Here is a 16,709-nt window from a genome sequence, read left to right on the forward strand (position 1 = left end):
AGCAGATTTAACTTCCCGCATCGAGTCCGCTTGAAGTAATGTTTCCAGCCTATGTGGGACGCGTGTAGAAGCCATGTTGGGGTAGTTCGGGGTCTTGTGCTGATGGCAATGGTGCTTTTGGCGGCGCAAAGCCGTGGAAAGGGCGTAACCCAGAGCCAGCTTTCCAGACTCGATCCGAGTACGGAATCGACCAGTGTTTTGCTGGAAACCTCGAAGGAACTGCTGAAGAACGACCAGCTTGAGGATGCGTTGCCGTTTCTCGAGGAAGTCCTGGTTCGGCTGGAAGGCGACGAGGAGAAGAAGGCGCGCCAGACGCTGGCCTTCACCCTCTACCAGCTGGCCTACTGCCAGATGAAGCTGGGTGAATATGTTTCCGGCGCACGCAACTTTGTCCGCTTTTCCGATGAATTCCCCGAAGATCCGCAGCAGGAGTCGGCCCGGGTGATGGCGGCGCAGTGCTTGACCATGGTCCAGCAGTGGCCGACGGTGGAGGAGCAGTCGGCGATTGTTTTGCAGAATGCGCGGCTTGCCGAAGACCTGAAGATTCCGGCGACCCAGCTATTGGCGGAAGCGCGCTACCAGCAGGAAAAATGGGCCGACGCAACGCGTCCGTTGATTTCCCTTTTCCGGATATCCAAGGAGGAAACGGTTCGTGCGGGGGCGGCGGTGATGCTGGTGACCTGCTATGTGCGCCTCGACGATTTCAGCAACCTGTTCACGTTTTTGCCGCATTGCGACGAGGCGGCGCGCCACGATGTGGGCCTGAACGTGGCCCTGCTGGAGGCGGGTGATTCGCACTATAATAAGGGGGAGTACCAAAAGGCGCTCCTGCTCTATCGCCTGGTGCTCACCAAGAAGGAGCTGGTGCAGCACTATGAAAACCGCCTGCGCACCGTGAAGGGCCAGATGAAGCCGTTCGTGGCCGGGGGCTCGCAAACCCTTTCCGATTTCAAGGAAATGCAGCGCAAGCAGCAGCAGCTCTTCGATCGGCTCAAGAAACATTACCAGGTCATTACCAATTTCCAGGACTACGACATGGACGTGATGCTGCGGACGGCGCAGTGCTACAACGACCTGGAGCGCAACTGGCCTGCGCATGCGATCTATCTGCGCATCTACGACGAAAACCCCACCAACTCCCTGGCCGACCAGGCGCGTTTCTCGGCGTTTGCCGTGATGCTCGACGAACGCGAATGGGCGCTGGCCACCGCCGAGGGCTATGATTATGTGAAAACAAGCCCCGATGGCGAGTTCGTCGATGATGTGACGCTGAACCTGATGCAAGTGCATATGCAGCAGGAGCAGTTCGACCTCGCCTACGACATCGGCAAAAAAGGACTGGAGCTTTCCCCCGACCACAAGCATATCGACCAGGTGAAGTATTTGATGGGCTACATCCGCTTCATGCAATTCGACTATGCCGTGGCACTGGAAAACTTCCGCGAAATCCTCAAGCGCTGGCCAGACAGCCGCTACTACGAGTCGGCGGAATACTGGCAGTCGATGTCGCTCCTGTTCCTGGGCAGCTTTGCGGAGGCGGCGACGGCGTTCGAGGCCTATCTGACCAACCCGAAGTATAGCCCGCGCATCTACGAGGAGGACTCCTCCTATCGCCTGGGCATTGCCCAATACGGCGCGGAGCAGTATGAGGCGTCGGAGGGAACCCTCCGGGCGTTTGTGGACAAGTATCCCGAAAGCCACCTGCTGTCGGAGGCCTTTGCCATGCTCGGCGACCTGCGCGGTGCCGAGGGCGACATGGATGTCGCCCTCGATTTCTACGCCATGGCGCGCGAAAAGGCGCTGAATATGTCGCAGGTGAACTATCCGGTGTTCCAGTCCGCCGATGTGCTCACCCGCCTGAGGCGCTACGACGAGGTGGTTGCGTTGATGGCCGGCTATATCGGTGAGTGGGGCGAACAGGGCGATTTCGCGAACGCGGCGAACTGGCAGGGCAAGGCGTATAAGGCAAAGGATGAATATCCGCGTGCGCTGAACAGCTATTTTGAGCTCGTGAACCGCTTTGGCAACAATGCCAACCTCGGCGGTGTCGACCTGATTTTGAATGAGGTGATTTCCGACTATAAGAGCGAAGAGTGGTCGTCCTACCGGGAAATCATCAAGGATCGGCTCGATGTGCATCTGAAGGCGGCCTCCGACAGCAACCAGCGGACGCTGGAGCTGCAGTATCAGACGGTGTTCGCCACCATTCTTTCCGGGCCCGAGCGCGAGCCGTTTGTTGACTCGGTCGTCCAGGCAAAGAATGTGCCTGCATCCGGCGCGAACACGCTGGTGCTGATTGCGCGGGAAGGCGTGAAACGCGAGGATTGGGAGACTGTGCACGAGGCGAGCGCCCGGTTCATATCGAACTTCCAGGTTTCGAACAACATGCTCTACATCATGCTGGCCAACCTGGATGCGCTAATCAAGGAAGGCAGCTATGACGACGCGCTCGACCTTTCCGAAGAGATTTTGATGAAGTTCGGCTACAGCAAGTCGGTGGGCTGGGCGCGTAAGCGCCGCGGCGATGTCTACCGTCTTCAGGGCAACTATGACCGTGCGCTGGAAGCCTATAAAGAGGTCTTGGGGATCCGCGAATGGCGCGGCGAGCTGACACCCGAAGCGCTCTATTGCTCGGGGGTCTGCAAAATGGAATTGGGAGAGACGGCGGAGGCGTTTGCCTATTTCCAGCGAATCTACGTTTTGTATGGGGACTATGTTGAGTGGGTTGCGCCGGCCTATGCCAAGAGCATCCTGTGTCTGGAAATGCTGGGTGGCCACGAGCAGGATATCCTTAATACCTACAGGGAAATGCTCGCGAACGAGGCGGTTGCGGCCACGCCCGAGGGCATCGAGGCCGCCCGGAAATTTGCGGAGCTTGCCCCTGCGGAGGAAGTGCTATGAAATTGACGGCTTCCATTCTTCTTGTTTTTGGCTTGGCATCGGCGGCCCTGGCTCAATCGCAGTATGCGGCGAAGGTCACGGTGAACAGCGGCAATTCGTTCGTTGTTAAAAAGCTGATTATCAAGGGCGATCGGCTCTTCCAGGAAACCGGGAATTCCTCTTCGTCGCTCTCCATGGTCAGCGCAATCGAGTTTCGTTTTTCGGGCATCAGTTTGTCGCTGTGCGAGAAGATGTTCAATACGGGCGATCGAAAGTCGCTGGAAGGATTGCTTGAGCAGTCCATCGGGCCGGTGGCGGAATACAGTTATCTGCCGACCAATCTGGGGGAGTATCTGCTTTGGATGCTGAAGGCGCAGTATTGGAATAAAAACACGGCCGGTGCGGGCAAGACCATAGGCCAGATCCGAGCCGCGAAAAACCAGGCCGACATCGATGTCGCCAGCCTCTATTTTGCGATGATGCTCATCGACCAGGGGAAGATCCCCGACGCGAAAAGGGTTTTTGAAAGCGTCGCCGCGCCGGAGGATGTTTCGGTGCCGATGGCTGAATATATCCGGGGCAAGATCGCCCTTGAAAAAGGGGATCCCCGCCAGGCCATGCAGCATGTTGCCCGCATCCTGGCATTCCATAGCCGCGATCCGGAATGGATGGCGCCGGCCACGGTGCTCGAAGCGCGAATCTACCAGCAACTCGGCCAGCCGGAGAAGGCCGACGCGGTGGCCAACGAACTTATGATCGCATATCCTGGTACGCAATGGAGCAAGCTGGGTGCACAAATCAAAAAAGAATCAATGGGAAACGCAGGAGGCTAGTGCAATGAAAAAAGGATATCTTGGAGTCGTGGCAATGTTGGTGTTGCTGGTGGGGATGCTCGTTCCAATCGCAAGTACGCTGGCGCAGGAAGCCGGTGCTGCCCCTGCGGTGGAGCAAGAGGTTGAGGTTGCGGACACGGTCACCTTCGGTGCGCTCATCAAGCAAGGCGGCTGGGCCATGTATCCCCTGGGTCTTTTCTCGGTTGCGATGTTCTATTTCATCATCAGGAATTCGCTCCTGCTACGTGAAAAAAATATGCTTCGTGCCGATCTCAAGGGAGAGATTGAGGCGCTGATGGCCAAGCGGGATGTGGCCGGGGTGCGCGAGCTGTGCGCCGCGAACGATAGTTTGCTGACCGCCGTTCTGGACGCTGGCATGGAGCGGATTTCCGAAGAGCACGCATACGATGCGCAGCACGTGATGGACGCCATCGAAGAAGCCGGCAACGAGCAGATGGTTACCTTCATGAAGCCGATCAATTTTCTCTCGATCATTGGCGGGACGGCTCCGATGCTGGGATTGCTCGGTACGGTCTCCGGTATGATCAAGGCGTTCTCGATCATCGCGCAGGGCGGCATGGGCGACCCCGGCAAGCTGGCCGGCAGTATTGGCGAGGCCTTGATCACGACGGCGACGGGCCTGGTGATTGCGATTCCGGCAATGTTCGCCTACTTCCTTTTCAAAAACAACTTCATCAAGAGCATGTCGACCATGGGGCGCATGGTCGGCCACTACCTGAACATTTATCGCTACGCCAAGGTTGACTAAACCACCGGGGGCAATCCGTGAAATTCAGGATTCCAATCGAAGGCGGCGACGACGACATCAACATGGCTCCCATGATTGATATGGTCTTTCTGCTGTTGATCTTCTTCATGGTGGCTTCGCATATGGCCAAGATGGACCGCACCCCCGTTGAGCTGCCGGTGGCCAATAAGTCGATCGTGCCCGAAAACGCGCGCGATCGGCAGTTGATCACCATTCGTTCGCGGGATGCGACCGGCGAGGAGGTTGATATTCTCATGAATCTCAAGTTGATCGAGGTGGAGGCCATTACGCCTGCGGTGCAGAAGCTTCTGTCTGAAAACGAAAATGCAGAGGTGTATCTGCGCGCCGATCGCTACGCCAGGCACAAGCACGTCAAGGAAGTCATGGCGGCCTGCGCCGAGGGTGGGGTGGCCAGTGTGATTTTCGCAACGTTTGAGTCGGGGAAATAAGCATGAAAGCCTGGATGGACGAACTCATCAACGAAAAGGCGGAGTTGCAGATTGCCCCGCTCATCGACGTGGTTTTCCTGTTGCTGATCTATTTCATGGTTAGCGCTCGCCTAAAGCGGCCGGAGGCCGACCTCACCTTGGCGCTGCCGGGGGCGGTTTCGGTTTCGACCCAGCTTGAAATGCCCGATGAGCAGATCATCGAGGTGACGGCCGATGGGAAGATTATTCTCAACAACAAGGTCTATGCCTCGCAGGATAAATCCGATCTGGCAGGGTTGGAGTATACGCTCCTTCGTTATAGCCAGGCGGCCAAGCTCTCCAAGACCAAGGCGATGATTACGATTGCCGCCGAAGACGACGCCGTCCATGAGCGGGTGGTGGATGTGCTCAATGCCTGTGCCGGTGCACAAATCAAGAATGTGACGTTTGGTTCGGTGAATTAAAAGGTTAGCTGGGCGACGGCAGGTCTTTTCGCGAATAGCCGACTTCCGCCAGGACTTTGTCCGTGGTTTGGAAATGGCATTTGGCGGTGTCGAGCAGGATTCCTGGGCCCTTGTAGGCCACCAGTTTCTCGGCCTCGCGCCTAACCTTTTCAGAGGCGCCTTTTGGAACCTCGAACCCATGCTTCTTGCCCATCTGCATGAGGGCATAGACAAATCCCGCACGGGCCAGGATCGAGGCGGCCGCCACGGCGGGGTCGGACTCGGCCTTGGTGCGCTGGTCTAGCTTGATTTTCTTGCCTTTGTCCATCAGTGCCCGTTCGATCAGGTGTGCCGAGCCAAACTTGTCGGACAGCGCGCGCGGGCAGTCCGGTACTTTTTCGAGCAGGTCCTCAATGGCGCGGGCGTGTCCCCAGGCCAGTATTTTGTTGACGTTGCGGATCTTGGAATACATGCGGTTGTAGGAGCGGGGGCCAATGGTTACCATGGCGCAACGGTCGCCCAATAGTTTGCGGATGTCGCGTGCCATGTTGAGTGCCACGTTGTCGGACGAAATCTTTTTCGAGTCGCGTACACCCATTTCCCGAAGCTTTTCAACGAGCCCTTCGTCAACATAGGCGGATGCGATTACCAAGGGTCCGAAAAAATCGCCCTTTCCGCTTTCATCGATACCCATATGGGGTTTGAAGGCCTCAGGGTCATGCAAGTCCTCGTAGCCAACGATGGCTTCCTTGAGGATTTCGGTTTCGAGGGTGAATGTGACCCATTCCTGGGCGGCCTTGCCTTGCACGAGCAGTTTCCCCGAGTTGTATAGGTTGATCCTGCAGTCGGCGATGGAAACGGCAATCTGGGTGTGCGGAACCTTTTCCGGTAGATATTTGGAGCCCGCTAGCACGCGCTTTAGTTCTTTTTGCTGTTGTTCATCGAGTTTGTAGCTGAAAGAGTTGGTTTTCATAAAACAGTCCATGGTAAATAAAGGCCGTATTAAATACCAAATAGGGTTGGCATCACAAAGGCGCATTTCGATGGAATCGTGAGACAAAGGATCAAAAGGTGAAAAAGACGTACCGTAGATTGTTTGTTATCCTGTTTTTTTTCGGTGTGGCACCGCACGTGTTCTGCGCGGAAAAACAGGTGGATCAGAGTCCCATCCCAACCCATGCGGATGCCGCAATTGTTATCGCAAAATTCTCGGGTTTGTTCGATCGCTACGTCTCCAGTAACGCCTCGCTGAGCGAGTGCGTATCGTTTCTTAATAAGAAAGGGGTATATTTTGGTTTGCTGGAAGTTGTTAGTGGTAAAGAGTTTACAGTTCATGATTGTGCCCGTGTTCTGGGCCAGGCCGAGCTCGTTTTTGCGGCAGAGGCCCAGTATGATTTAGGCAAAGTAAAGTTGCCTAAAGACATTGATTCATGGGAAGAGTTCTGTATTATGAATCACGTGCAATATGTTGAAGCGTATAAGGCCATTACTCAGTCAGTTGCATCGACGCGTCAGTAAGCGAGTTAGTTTTCCTTGCGTCTGAAAGAGTATTTTTATATTTATACGGAACTTAACTTAAGGATTAGGGGTTATGAATAGACAGAGTTTTATCGCCGGGTTGGTTGTTGCGGTTTTGGCTTCCAACGTTTTTTTCAGTGTTGCGCAAGCCCAGGAGGCTTCGGCCACCAGCGATGCCGAGATAGCCATACAAGCGGCGGAGGAGGCCGTTAACCAGGCCCGTGTTGCCATCGAAAAGGGCAAGGAGTTGATCGCGCAGATCCCTGAAGATTCTCCCCTTATGGAAGATGTCGCGGAGGTGGTTCAGGCCGCGTCAGAGAATTGGGCGGTTGCGGTCGATTCGTTGAAGGGCTCCAAGGAAAGCGCCGCGAAGATTGCGAACGCCAGTAGTGAAGAAATCTCTAAGGACTTCGCATTGCTCTCCAAGGTCAATGCGGGGGTTGCGCTTTCCGGTGCGAAGGTTGTTCAGATTGCCTTGTCCTATATCGAGGCCATTGCCACGAATAAAACAGAGTCACTGGATATTATTCGCCCTGCGTTGCAAGATGCCATGGCGGCATCTTCACAGGTGCAGTTTAACTACGACCGCGTTAAGAACCTCATTACCGAAAAATATTCCAAGTAAAGGAGCCGATCATGAAGAAAATCCTTACATTTAAAATTGGTGTTGTCGGACTGACTGCACTTGTACTTGCCTCTCAGGCCAGTGCGGTTGATCAGGCCGCCGCCGCAGGTACCCTTGCCCAAATCTCCGTTGTTGCCGTTCAGGCGAAGGCCAACCTTGTCGATGCGGCCGGCAGTGGCGACATTGCGGCAATCGAAGAGGCCCAAAAACGGGCCGATGCCGTGGATGCCGCTGCTTCCGAAGCACGGGAAGCTTATTCTGTGCTCGAGCAAGCAAAGAATGCCGGAGACGAAGATGCCGCCGCTGCTGCCGAAGATGATATGAACAAGGCGGCGCAGAAGGCCCAAGATGCGTTGAATGGCGTTATTCCGGAGGATACGGCAAAAGAAGTTGCGGCGTGGAAGGAATCGAAGACCAATACGGGTGGTGGTCCGGGAAATCCCTATGTCCCCAATCCTCGTCGAATCCTTTGGGGAACAACGCTTAGCCAGGACATTATGGAAAGCCAGTGGGACACGATTTTTGCTTCTGGTAGAGGAATTGGCGACAGGGATGCAACGCCGGAATAGTCGTTCTTTATTAAAAACGTTTGGGTTTACACAGGTTGTTGAAGGGAGTTTAGGATATGAATAAAGGAACGATTCACGTACTCATTGCCATGTCACTGGTTGGAGCGTCGGCATTTGCGGCCAAGGAGCGGGTTATCCGGTTCCAAAACCATGTTCGGTTGGGATATGATAGCAATATTTATGGTACTGCAGATGCTGAAGGGTCGGCCTTCTTGACCGATATTGTCAACCTTTCAGGAAAGATGAACTTTTCAAGTCGCACGGATGCCTTGGTCTACTGGCAACCTGAATTTCAATATCGCTTTGATGCTGATCCGAAGTTTATTACCTATCAGGATCTGTATGGCCGTTTGAATCATGCCATGTCCCAACGGGCGTTCCTGACGCTGTCGGATCGGTTCCGTTATCAACAAAAGGAAGGTCAGACGGGGTTAGTTGGCGGTGGAGTCCAGGACTTTAACCAAAACTATATCGAGAACGATTTGCAGGGGGCGATTGACTACACGCTGAGTTCGAAGAACTATCTCAAGGTTGGGGGGGGCTATGAAGTCCGCGTGTGGGATGATAGCGAGTATGGTAAAGGCACGAAGAATAACGATTATAACCAGCTTACGGCTGATGGTTCGTTTATTCGCCAGTTCAAGCCGAACAAGACCCAGGGCATGGCAGGAATCAACTATGTGAACAATGAGTTTGCCGGGGACCGTGGGGGATATGATTCGGTGACAGTGCTCGGTGGCGTAGACCAGAACTTCAACAAGAATGTCACTGGATATGGACGGTTGGGATGGTCTTTCAATACTGTTGATGGAAAGGAAAGTTACGATACTTCATCACCCTATCTTCAGGCCGGGATGGAGGTTAATCCCACCGCGAGAACCAGTTTTAATGGTTCGATGGGCTATTCCATGTACCGGTCGGAAAACTCGGTATACAATGCCCAGAACCGTTTCAATGTTGGGTTGGGTGCCAAGCATGATATCACGGCCAAGATCAGCTTGGTGGGTTCCTTCACGTATAGCTATAGTTTGTACAAGAGCGATTATGCTGCTGATGTTGATGGTACTGTTGATGTTCCTGCTGGTGATGTCGACGACAACTATCTCACGTTGGCGTTGCGGTGTTCCTACCAGGTCAATCGCAACAACTTCCTGGAAGCCGGCTATCTCTATGCGAACCGCTTTTCCGATTTTACCGATTGGGATCGGAATCGGGTCGATTTGGGATGGCGCCTAAGACTCTAGGCATTAGGTCGTTTCTTGTAGTTTTGATTTGATGACAAGACGGTGAAGGTTTACCTTCACCGTCTTGATTTTTTGACATGGAGATTTGTAGATGAGTACTGAGACAGCGCAACAGTCGAGCACCCTTCACTTCCTCGACTATTGGCGGGTTATCCGTTCACGTAAGGAAATTGTATTGGCTGTTGCTATTTTGGTGGTTTTGACGGGAACGGTGTACACGCTTATGCTTCCCAACATCTACCGCTCCCAGGTTCGTATTTCTGTTTATGAAGACAGTCCGGAAATCAATCCATTTGCAGGGCAGCAAATATACGGAACATCGTACAATCCCTATTTTTTGCGAACCCAGTTTGAGATCATCCAATCGAAGCCGATCTTGTACGAGGTTGTGACGCGGTTGAATCTTCAGCAGGAGTGGGGCAAGGAGGGCGAAAAACTTCCCAGGGAAGTGGCCTACAAGATTCTCGCCAACAGCGTCAACGTTATCCAGCAACGCGACACGACCCTCATTGTGATTAGCGTCAATCGCGATAACCCGGACGAAGCCGCTGATATTGCCAACGAGTTGGCTGAGGTTTATCGGGATTCCCGCCTGGATGTGGCCCTCCGGGATGCGAAGGGAGCAATCGATAAGATCGAGCAAGCGGTAAAAGACCAACTCCTGAGGGTCGAAGATGCCGAGGACAAGGTTCAGAACCTTCGTACCACTCTCGATATTGCCGTTATGGGCGGTGAAGGAAGCATCGATGTGGATGAAATCCGGCTCCAGCAAATGGAGGGCGATCGTCTGGCCGCGCAGTCGGAAATGTTGGATAAGGAAAGCTTGATCAAAACCTTGGAGAGTCTGAAAGACGAAGATTTGATTGAGCAGGCCTCGTATATTACGTTCGACCAAATCGTTGTCAGCACGGTTCAGCAGATTCAGGATATCGATGTTCAGTTGAGCTCGCTCGATGCGGACTTTGGTGTCAATCATCCAGAGGTCAAGCGCTACGCATTGCAGAAGAGCAAGCTCGAAGAGACGCTCAAACAACGCTTGCGTGCACTGCGTAATGGTCTGCAGACCGACTACATTCTGGCGAAGAGTCGGTTTGAGAGCCTGGACAAGGCATTGGCTGGGGTCCGTTCGACCAGCATTGAGTCGCAGGGTGAAAAATATCGCCCGTTCAGGATCGCGCTGGCTGAGCTTGAAACCGAGCGTTTCATCTACAATCAGCTCATGTCCAAGCACCGCCAGGAAATCATCACATTGGAAGTGCCAGGCAATCCTGTGGAAATTATCGATGTGGCCGAGCCGAACCGTCGTCCGGTCAGCCCAAACCTCTTCATGAATGTCCTGCTGAGTATATTCGTTGGATTGGGGGCCGGTGTTGGCTTGGCCTACTTTATCGAATATCTGGATACCTCGATCAAGACCGCCGATGATGTGGAGCGAATTTTGGGGCTTCCGGTGCTTGGCCTGATTCCGCAGAAGGTGCGCCCGTTGATCGAAGAAGGGCCGGACAGCGAGCATGCGGAAGCCTATCGTGTTCTTCGCACGAACCTGGCCTTTACCGAGGGCGGCGCAACCCATGGGGCGTTCAGTGTGCTTTCCGGTGGTGCCGGCGAAGGTAAATCAACCACGGTATTCAACCTTGCATTCGTTTGTGCCCAGCAGGGTGAAAAAGTCCTGCTCGTTGACGCCGACTTGCGTCGTCCCGTGCAGCATACGATTCTGGGGGTCTCCAACCGCTTTGGTTTGACCAATGTGCTGTTGCGCGACGTTCCCGTTGAGGAAGCCATCAAGGCCACCAGTGTTCCCAATCTCCACTTCCTTCCTTCCGGTCGTCTCCCGCGAACCTCGCTGGGGGTTTTGGATCCGAAGCGTATTGGGGAATTGATCGCAAGTCTGAAGACAAAGTATGATGTTGTGCTGATCGATACTCCGCCGCTGGTGGGCATCAGCGATTCGTCGATCATCGCCAAGGAGACCGACGGTGCGATCATTGTTGTTCAATATCGTAAATATCCGCGCGAGATGCTCATGAAGGCCAAGCATATGATTGAGGCATTGGGCGTAAGTGTTGTGGGAGCCGTCTTGAACAACATCAACGTAATGCGCGATGACTACTATTACTACTACCACTCCTACTACTCGGACTACTACCACAGCTCCCAGAGCGATGTGATGTCCGATGACAATGTTTAGGAAACTGATTTACACGAGGTATGAAAATGATGCGTAAGTTCGCCGTTTTGGCTGGTTTGCTGGTTTGTTTTGTTATGGTTGGGTGTGTGGTTCAACCCGTTGATTCGTCGAATATGCCGAAAAGCGATTCCGCCATTTCCACAAATACGTTGTCCGTGGCCGATGGCCAGGAGTTCGAGGTGTACACCCTGAAGCCTCTCGATCCCATCTATATTCGCTTTAGTGGGATCATGGAGCAGCAGCAACTGGAATTGGTCATCGATGAAAACGGGGAAATCAGCCTGTTGCACCTTGCGCCGATCCAGGCGGCTGGCCTCACCACATCGGAGCTTGAGCATAAGATTGAAAAGCTTTATGTCGATGGCGGCATCTACAAGAACGTTTCCATCAACGTAACGATGACCGCCAAGGTGTTCTATGTGCAGGGTGAAGTCAACCAGCCGGGCCAGTTCCCGCTATCCAGCGGAACAACATTGCTGCAGGCCATTGCCGGAGCCCGCGGATATACGCCTTTTGCTTGGACGACCAAGGTCACCGTGTCCCGCCACGGCAAGATCTATCGCTTCAACATGAAGGAACTTGAGAAGGATCCCTCCCAGGATGTGAAAATCGAAGCGGGGGATGTCATCAAGGTTCCCCAAAAGCCGTGGTAGTCGGTGCGAGGCCGTAAGACGGCAGGCAGGGATGGCAATGGAATCTCTTTCATCCGCTAAGCGAGTCGGTCTTATGGGAGGTTCGTTCGATCCGGTGCACATGGGGCACCTGGTTGTCGCCCAGGATGCCGCCGAGCGCTTGGAGCTTTCCGAGGTCGTTTTTGTCCCCGCCGCAATTCCTCCGCACAAGCAGCACTTGCAACGGGTCGATGCCGGTCACCGTCTCAACATGGTTCGCATGGCGGTGGAGTCGGATGTCAGGTTTTCGGTTTCCGATGTCGAGTTGCAACGCGGCGGCGTCTCATATACCATCGACACGGTTGAATTCTTTCGTCGGCAACATCCCGGGCTTCAATTCGTACTGGTGGTTGGCGGCGATACGTTGGTGGACTTGCACAATTGGTACAAGGTTGACGAACTGCTCGACCTATGCGAGGTTGCAACCTTCCTGCGGCCCGGAGAAAATGGCCTGGATGGGATTGCCGAAAAGATAAGGCTGCCGGATGAACAACGGGCGCGGCTTCTTGGCAATGTGTTTGACGCGCACCAGGTCGAAGTGTCATCGACCGAAATCCGAATGCGCATTGCCGAAGGGTTGGGCATCCGCTACTTGGTGCCGCCCGAAGTTGAAAGGTATATTTACGAACATGGCCTATACCAAGGCTGAGGAACATTATGGACAACGATTTAGAAATCATTAAGCAAATCGTCGGCTTCTTGGACGACCGCAAGGCGGAAGACATCGTGGCGCTGGACTTGCGCCAGCATGCCAACATTGCCGACTACTTCATTATCGCAACCGGGGCAAACAAGCCGCACCTCAAGGCGCTCCACGACGGTCTGCAACGCCTTTTCAAGGATGCCGGCTTCAAAGGCTACCACAAGCAGGGTGTGCCCGACAGCGGTTGGATGATCATGGACTACCACGGGGTCATGGTGCATATCTTCGAGCGCGAGCTTCGGGAGTTCTACGATCTCGAAAAGCTTTGGAAGGATGCTCCGGTTGTCGAATTGGAGGGGCGGGAATAATGGCATTCAGGATCTTCAACACGATGAGTCGCACCAAGGAGGAGCTCGTGCCCCTCGACGGCAGGCATGTGCGCATGTACACCTGCGGACCGACCGTCTACAACTATGCCCATATCGGCAACTTCCGTGCCTACATGTTCGAGGATCTGCTCCGCCGCTATATCAAGTTTTGCGGGTTCGAGGTCACGCAGGTGCAAAACCTCACGGATGTCGACGACAAGACCATCCGTGCCTCCATCGAGCAGGGGCTGCCCCTCAAGGAATACACCAAGACCTACATCGACGCGTTTTTTGCGGACCTTGCGAAGCTCGGTATTGAGCCGGCCGAACACTACCCCGCCGCGACAGACTATATTCCCGAAATGATTGCCCTCATCGAAACCCTCTTCGAGAAGGGCTACGCCTACCAGTCCGACGACGGCTCCGTCTACTACAGCATCGACAAGTTCGCTGAATACGGTAAGCTGGCGCACCTCGATCGCGAGGGCATGCAAGCCGGTGCGCGCGTCGACCAGGACGAATACGACAAGGACAATGCCGCCGACTTCGCGCTCTGGAAGGCCTATGTGCCCGAAGACGGCGATGTGGTCTGGGATTCGCCCTGGGGCCGCGGGCGCCCAGGTTGGCATATCGAATGTTCCGCCATGAGCATGAAGCTGCTTGGGGACAGCTTCGACATCCACACCGGCGGGGTCGATAATATCTTCCCGCACCACGAAGACGAAATTGCCCAGTCCGAGGCCGCCAGCGGGCAGCCCTATTCCAAATACTGGATGCACTGCGGCTACCTGGTCGTGGATGGCAAGAAAATGAGCAAGTCGCTCGGCAACTTCTACACGCTGCGCGAAATCCTCGATATGGGCTACACCGGTCGAGAGGTGCGCTACGAGCTGCTCTCTTCGCACTACCGCCAGTCGCTCAACTTTGCCTTCAAGTCGCTCGACGGCAACCGCGCCGCGCTCAAGCGCCTTGATGAGTTCTACACGACCGTGATGGAGGCCGCCGCCGCTGGAACCGCGCCGGGCGAGCTCCCGGCTTGGGCGGCGCAAACCCGCTCGAAATTCGCGGAGGCCATGGACGACGACATGAATATTTCCGGCGCCATGGCCGCCATCTTCGATACCGTTCATGCCGGCAACAAGGCGATGGCCGAAACGCCGCTTGCTGCGGCCCAGGCGCTGGCGGTAAGCCAGCTCTGGAAGCAGCTCGATACGGTTCTTGGCCTGCTTATTCCGCAGGAGGAAGCCATTCCGGTGGAGGTCAACGACCTGCTTGAAGCCCGCACCGTGGCCCGTGCCGAAAAGGACTGGGCCGAATCCGACCGTATCCGCGACCGCCTCGCGGAACTCGGATGGACGGTCAAGGATACGCCCGAAGGCCCCAAGCTCAGGAAACTGTAGGCATGCCGGGAAAGTTCATCACGTTCGAAGGGCCCGAAGGCAGTGGTAAATCAACGCAGATCCGCCTGCTGGCTGAAAAGCTCCAGGCGCGCGGCAACGAGGTGTTGTGCACGCGCGAGCCGGGGGGGACTGCAACCGGTGAAGCCATTCGCAACATCCTTCAGCACGATGCCGCCGGTGAGCCTTTGGGTGAGCGTGCGGAGTTGCTGCTGTTTACGGCCAGCCGAGCCCAATTGATGGACCAGGTCATTCTGCCAACCATTGAAAAGGGCGGATGGGTGCTCTGCGATCGTTTCATCGATTCCACCCTGGCCTACCAGGGCTTTGCCCGGGGCATGGACATCGTCACGCTGGATGCCCTCAACGACTTTGCAATCCACGCACGAAAGCCCGATCTCACCATTCTGCTCGACCTCGATATCGAAGCAGGCTTCAGGCGCTTGGAGGAACGCTATTCGGATAGCGGCGAATCGCACGACCGCTTTGAGCGCGAGACCCGCGACTTTCATCACCGCGTCCGCGCGGGCTATCACAAGCTTGCGCAACGCGAGCCGCAACGCTTTGCCATCATCAAGGCCGACAACGATATCGAAACGGTATCTTCCAATATCTGGGCTGCCGTCAAGGGGGCGTTGCTCTAATGGAAGCCATCGACATGCATGCCGAGGCGTGGCAGGGGATCCTCAATGGATTCACATCCGACCGGTTGGCCCACGCCTACGTGATCGTCGGCTCCCCCCGGGGGAATGCGCTCCATTTTGCGGAATCCTTCTTGAAGCTACTGTTTTGCGAGCGCGCTGAAAAACCGTGCAACGAATGCGTGGCCTGCCGTCAGGTGGAGGCGCACAAGCATGTCGATAACCTTTGGATTGAACCCCAAAGCAAATCTCGAATGGTCCTTGTGGAAGATGTCGATGGGCTGATACGCCGCATTTCCCAAACGTCCTTTGAGGGCGGATGGAAGGCCGGGGTTATACTCCAGGCCGACCGGATGAACATTGAATCCGAAAACAAGCTGCTCAAGACGCTGGAAGAACCCCCGGCGAAAACCATTCTGCTTCTTGTAACCGATTCGCCGCAGGGATTGCTTCCCACCATCATTTCACGGTGCCAGAAGATTGTGCTGTCCGAAGGGCGGGCCGGGGCGATGGACGACGTGTGGCGGTTGCCGTTGCTGGAGATCCTGCACAGCCTTCCTCCAACGGGCGGGCTAGGCGCTGCGCGCCAGGCCAGTCAGCTCAAGGCCTTGTTCGATGTGGTTAAGGACGGCATCGCCGATGCGGTGGTCGAAGACCTCGACCAACATGATGAGGCGTTGGATGAATCCAAACTGAAGGGCATTCTCGAAGCGCGAACCAATGCACGTCTTAAAGAGGTGCAGGCCGATGTCTTCCGCATCATGCTCGACTGGCATCGCGACGTGCTGATGCTCGCATCCGGGATCGATGCCGCGGAGCTCGTGTTTGCCAATGAGCGCGATGTCTTGGTTGAACAGTCCCGGCGCCACACGCAAGGGTCGGCCTTGCAGGCCATCCAGGTGGTCGAGGGCATGGCGCGTCGACTGGATCGGAACATTCCCGACCTGCAAATATTCGACGAAGCTTTCCGCAAGCTCGTTCGGCGTTAGCCTTTTAACTTATGCACCAGCGCACGCAGCGCGAGGGTGTAGCCGAATCCCTTGAATCCCATGATCTGCCCAATGCAGGCCGGTGCCGTTAGGCTCTTGTGCCGGATCTCCTCGCGCGTGTGGGTGTTGCTCAAATGAACCTCCACGGCTGGAACCACATCGGCGACGGCCTTCAGCGCATCGCATAGCGCCAGGCTGGTGTGGGTGAATGCCGCTGGGTTGATGACGATCCCATCGAACTGTCCCCGGCTTTCCCCGATCCAACCAACCAGGTCAGCTTCGGCGTTGGACTGCCGGAAATCGATTTCCACATCCTCGAAAAGCGTATGCAGTTCCGCTTCGATATCGGTCAGCGTCTCGTATCCATAGATTTCCGGTTCGCGGGTGCCGAGCAAATTCAGGTTGGGTCCGTTCAAAACGAGTATCTTCATGGTTTTCTCCGTTAACAGGGAAAGGTAGATGACTCTTCCCCTTGAAACAAGCCAGTTAATGGCTTCTCGATG

General features: G+C 55.1%; 18 protein-coding genes. 16 read left to right on the top strand and 2 right to left on the bottom strand.

Going from position 1 to position 16,709, the window contains the following annotated elements; all coding sequences use genetic code 11:
• Positions 1 to 102: 102 nt before the first annotated feature.
• From E9954_RS20035 to E9954_RS20055, 5 genes are read left to right on the top strand one after another with little or no spacing between them, the layout of a single operon-like run.
• Entirely contained in the window at positions 103 to 2,901 is a 2,799-nt protein-coding gene (locus tag E9954_RS20035; RefSeq protein ID WP_168442437.1) for a tetratricopeptide repeat protein, read from the top strand.
• On the top strand, positions 2,898 to 3,713 hold the full coding sequence (locus tag E9954_RS20040; RefSeq protein WP_136081050.1) for a tetratricopeptide repeat protein: 816 nt from the start codon (positions 2,898 to 2,900) through the stop codon (positions 3,711 to 3,713). Before E9954_RS20035 ends, E9954_RS20040 begins: the two co-directional genes overlap by 4 nt.
• Positions 3,714 to 3,717: 4 nt before the next feature.
• Positions 3,718 to 4,482 carry a MotA/TolQ/ExbB proton channel family protein gene (locus E9954_RS20045; protein WP_136081051.1) on the top strand — a complete coding sequence of 255 codons (765 nt, stop codon included), beginning with the start codon at positions 3,718 to 3,720 and terminating at the stop codon, positions 4,480 to 4,482.
• A 17-nt stretch (positions 4,483 to 4,499) separates the two neighbouring features.
• Complete coding sequence (locus E9954_RS20050) at positions 4,500 to 4,931, top strand: ExbD/TolR family protein (RefSeq protein WP_136081052.1); 432 nt, start codon at positions 4,500 to 4,502, stop codon at positions 4,929 to 4,931.
• Positions 4,932 to 4,933: 2 nt separating this feature from the next.
• Positions 4,934 to 5,374, top strand: coding sequence for an ExbD/TolR family protein (locus E9954_RS20055; protein ID WP_136081053.1), 441 nt, complete (start codon positions 4,934 to 4,936; stop codon positions 5,372 to 5,374).
• 4 nt (positions 5,375 to 5,378) lie between these two features.
• Here E9954_RS20055 and rnhC read toward each other — a convergent pair whose 3' ends face one another.
• Complete coding sequence (gene rnhC, locus E9954_RS20060; RefSeq protein WP_136081054.1) at positions 5,379 to 6,326, bottom strand: ribonuclease HIII; 948 nt, start codon at positions 6,324 to 6,326, stop codon at positions 5,379 to 5,381.
• 98 nt (positions 6,327 to 6,424) lie between these two features.
• Here rnhC and E9954_RS20065 point away from each other — a divergent pair, with 98 nt between their 5' ends.
• From E9954_RS20065 to E9954_RS20115, 11 genes are all read left to right on the top strand, one after another.
• The gene (locus E9954_RS20065) at positions 6,425 to 6,871 is read left to right on the top strand and encodes a hypothetical protein (protein ID WP_136081055.1); all 447 of its coding nucleotides are present in this window, start codon (positions 6,425 to 6,427) and stop codon (positions 6,869 to 6,871) included.
• A gap of 73 nt (positions 6,872 to 6,944) precedes the next feature.
• On the top strand, positions 6,945 to 7,496 hold the full coding sequence (locus E9954_RS20070; RefSeq protein ID WP_136081056.1) for a hypothetical protein: 552 nt from the start codon (positions 6,945 to 6,947) through the stop codon (positions 7,494 to 7,496).
• 11 nt (positions 7,497 to 7,507) lie between these two features.
• Positions 7,508 to 8,065 carry a hypothetical protein gene (locus tag E9954_RS20075; RefSeq protein ID WP_136081057.1) on the top strand — a complete coding sequence of 186 codons (558 nt, stop codon included), beginning with the start codon at positions 7,508 to 7,510 and terminating at the stop codon, positions 8,063 to 8,065.
• A 56-nt stretch (positions 8,066 to 8,121) separates the two neighbouring features.
• A complete protein-coding gene (locus tag E9954_RS20080) occupies positions 8,122 to 9,309 on the top strand; it encodes an outer membrane beta-barrel protein (RefSeq protein WP_136081058.1) in 1,188 nt (395 codons plus the stop codon).
• A 91-nt stretch (positions 9,310 to 9,400) separates the two neighbouring features.
• Positions 9,401 to 11,497, top strand: coding sequence for a GumC family protein (locus tag E9954_RS20085; RefSeq protein ID WP_136081059.1), 2,097 nt, complete (start codon positions 9,401 to 9,403; stop codon positions 11,495 to 11,497).
• Between the two features lie 26 nt (positions 11,498 to 11,523).
• Entirely contained in the window at positions 11,524 to 12,150 is a 627-nt protein-coding gene (locus tag E9954_RS20090) for a polysaccharide biosynthesis/export family protein (RefSeq protein WP_168442438.1), read from the top strand.
• 37 nt (positions 12,151 to 12,187) lie between these two features.
• The gene (gene nadD / locus E9954_RS20095; protein ID WP_168442439.1) at positions 12,188 to 12,817 is read left to right on the top strand and encodes a nicotinate-nucleotide adenylyltransferase; all 630 of its coding nucleotides are present in this window, start codon (positions 12,188 to 12,190) and stop codon (positions 12,815 to 12,817) included.
• Positions 12,818 to 12,825: 8 nt separating this feature from the next.
• Positions 12,826 to 13,179: a ribosome silencing factor gene (rsfS, locus tag E9954_RS20100; RefSeq protein WP_136081062.1), complete on the top strand. Its 354-nt coding sequence runs from the start codon at positions 12,826 to 12,828 to the stop codon at positions 13,177 to 13,179.
• Complete coding sequence (gene cysS / locus E9954_RS20105) at positions 13,179 to 14,579, top strand: cysteine--tRNA ligase (protein WP_136081063.1); 1,401 nt, start codon at positions 13,179 to 13,181, stop codon at positions 14,577 to 14,579. The genes rsfS and cysS overlap by 1 nt, the downstream gene beginning before the upstream one ends.
• A 2-nt stretch (positions 14,580 to 14,581) precedes the next feature.
• On the top strand, positions 14,582 to 15,220 hold the full coding sequence (gene tmk / locus E9954_RS20110; RefSeq protein WP_136081064.1) for a dTMP kinase: 639 nt from the start codon (positions 14,582 to 14,584) through the stop codon (positions 15,218 to 15,220).
• The gene (locus E9954_RS20115; protein WP_136081065.1) at positions 15,220 to 16,206 is read left to right on the top strand and encodes a DNA polymerase III subunit; all 987 of its coding nucleotides are present in this window, start codon (positions 15,220 to 15,222) and stop codon (positions 16,204 to 16,206) included. The genes tmk and E9954_RS20115 overlap by 1 nt, the downstream gene beginning before the upstream one ends.
• On the opposite strand, the gene aroQ is transcribed toward E9954_RS20115, so the two are convergent.
• Positions 16,203 to 16,637, bottom strand: a complete 435-nt coding sequence (gene aroQ, locus E9954_RS20120; RefSeq protein ID WP_136081066.1) for a type II 3-dehydroquinate dehydratase — start codon at positions 16,635 to 16,637, stop codon at positions 16,203 to 16,205. The two genes, E9954_RS20115 and aroQ, sit on opposite strands and share 4 nt — an antisense overlap.
• Positions 16,638 to 16,709 lie beyond the last annotated feature (72 nt).

This window comes from Pontiella desulfatans, from assembly GCF_900890425.1.
Classification (GTDB): Bacteria; Verrucomicrobiota; Kiritimatiellia; order Kiritimatiellales; family Pontiellaceae; genus Pontiella; species Pontiella desulfatans.